Consider the following 2,009-nt stretch of genomic DNA (forward strand, 5'->3'; position numbering starts at 1 on the left):
CGCAATCTGGTGATCAGCCGCAACCCCGACTACCGGGCCGACGGCGTGGAGGTGATCGACTCGGTGGACGCGGCGCTGGCGCTGCTGGCCGGCAGTGACGTGGCCGAGCTGATGGTGATCGGAGGCGGTCATCTCTACGGCCAGCTGCTGCCACGGGCCGACAGGCTCTATCTGACCCGCATCGATCTGGCGGTGGAGGGTGATACCCGCTTTCCGGCCTTCGACGAGGGCGACTGGTCGTGCATCGAGCGCGAGTCACATCAGCCTGACGAGAAGAATCCCCACTTCTACTGTTTCGAAACCTGGCAGCGGCGTTGACGGGCGGCGTTACCGCTCTGGCTGATAGCCCCTTGTGTTGCACAAGGGGCTTTTTTCGCACGGGCTATTTGCCAGAAGCTCCGTGCCAGCAGGCCGATTGTCCAGAGGTGGCAGGGCGATCTCATCGCGGCGTGTGAACGCACCTTCATCCTCTGCTCTGCCCCTCCTCTGCTCCTTTTCTTGTCCCCCAATCTGTCCTCATTGTGACCAATAAATGGTTAGATATGTAATTATTTGGTCGCTGTTGATTATCTGGATGGCGCGTCACACAGTTACCGTCATTAACCTGCATTTTCTTGCGCTTTTTTGATTGTTTTTGAATGATTTTTCCCAGTGCATCTTCGTTTTATATGGAAGATTTTATGGATAAGACCAGGCTTTGTTCGGTTTTTATTGATAAAAATAACTTTTTAAAATCAATTGTTTATTTTGTGGTTTGCTTTTGGGGACTCTATTGGTTCTTTTGTTTTGGGTGTTTATTGCTTAGTGTAAAAAGCAGTTGGCTCGCGTTCGGCAGGTTAATCACCAAGATGTCGACCATGAAAAAAGGACAGTATGACAGTCAAACTCGAGGTTAAATCACTCTACAAAATCTTCGGCGATCAGCCGGAAAAAGCGTTCAAATTGCTGGCGAAAGGGCATGACCGCGCCAGCATCCTGCAAAAAACCGGGCAGACCCTGGGGGTCCAGGATGTCAATCTGGCCATCGACGAAGGGGAGATCTTCGTGGTGATGGGCCTCTCCGGCTCGGGCAAATCCACCCTGGTGCGTCTCTTCAACCGGCTGATCGAGCCGACCCGCGGCCAGGTACTGATCGATGGCGAGGACATCGCCGCCATCTCCGACGGCGAGCTGCGTCAGGTGCGGCGCAAGAAGATCAGCATGGTATTCCAGTCCTTCGCCCTGATGCCGCACCTGAGCGTGCTGGAAAACACCGCCTTCGGGCTGGAGCTGGCCGGTGTGCCGCTGGCGGAGCGCCAGCAGAGCGCCCGCCAGGCGCTCCATCAGGTGGGGTTGGGTCAGTGGATCGATGCCTTCCCCGATGCCCTCTCCGGCGGCATGAAGCAGCGGGTCGGCCTGGCCCGCGCACTCGCCAACGACCCTGACATCCTGCTGATGGACGAGGCTTTTTCGGCGCTGGATCCGCTGATCCGCACCGAGATGCAGGACGAGCTGCTCAAGCTGCAGGCCAGCCAGCAGCGCACCATCGTCTTCATCTCTCACGATCTGGACGAGGCGATGCGTATCGGCGATCGCATCGCCATCATGCAGGACGGCCAGCTGGTGCAGGTCGGCACCCCGGACGAGATCCTCAACCAGCCCGCCAATGACTATGTGCGCGCCTTCTTTCGCGGGGTGGATCTGGCCAACGTGTTCAGCGCCCGCGACGTGGCCAGCCGCAAGCAGATGCCGCTCATCAAGAAGCACACCACCGACGGGCCGGGCAACGCCCTGCGCCAGCTCAAGGAGCAGGAGCGGGAGTTCGGTTACGTGGTGGATCGCCGGCGTCGCTTCATCGGGGTCGTCTCGGTGGAGTCGCTCGGTCATGCAGTCAGGGCCAAAGGCAGCCTGGAGCAGGCGCTGCTGGCGGACATCCGGCCCATTATGGCGGACACCGCCCTCAACGAACTGATCAGCCAGGTGGCGGCCGCCCCCTGTCAGGTGCCCGTGGTCGAGGAGGATGGCACTTA

2 protein-coding genes are annotated in these 2,009 nt (G+C 58.8%); both read left to right on the forward strand.

The window, feature by feature from the left end; all coding sequences use genetic code 11:
- Positions 1-318, forward strand: a 318-nt coding sequence (locus G5358_RS20915; protein ID WP_421324861.1) for a dihydrofolate reductase, incomplete at its 5' end; no start/stop codon positions are given.
- Positions 319-873: 555 nt separating this feature from the next.
- A partial coding sequence (gene proV, locus G5358_RS20920; protein WP_421324863.1) for a glycine betaine/L-proline ABC transporter ATP-binding protein ProV occupies positions 874-2,009 on the forward strand: 1,136 nt, incomplete at its 3' end.

It is taken from the genome of Aeromonas sp. 604176 (assembly GCF_049170755.1).
GTDB classification, from domain to species: domain Bacteria; phylum Pseudomonadota; class Gammaproteobacteria; order Enterobacterales; family Aeromonadaceae; genus Aeromonas; species Aeromonas veronii_A.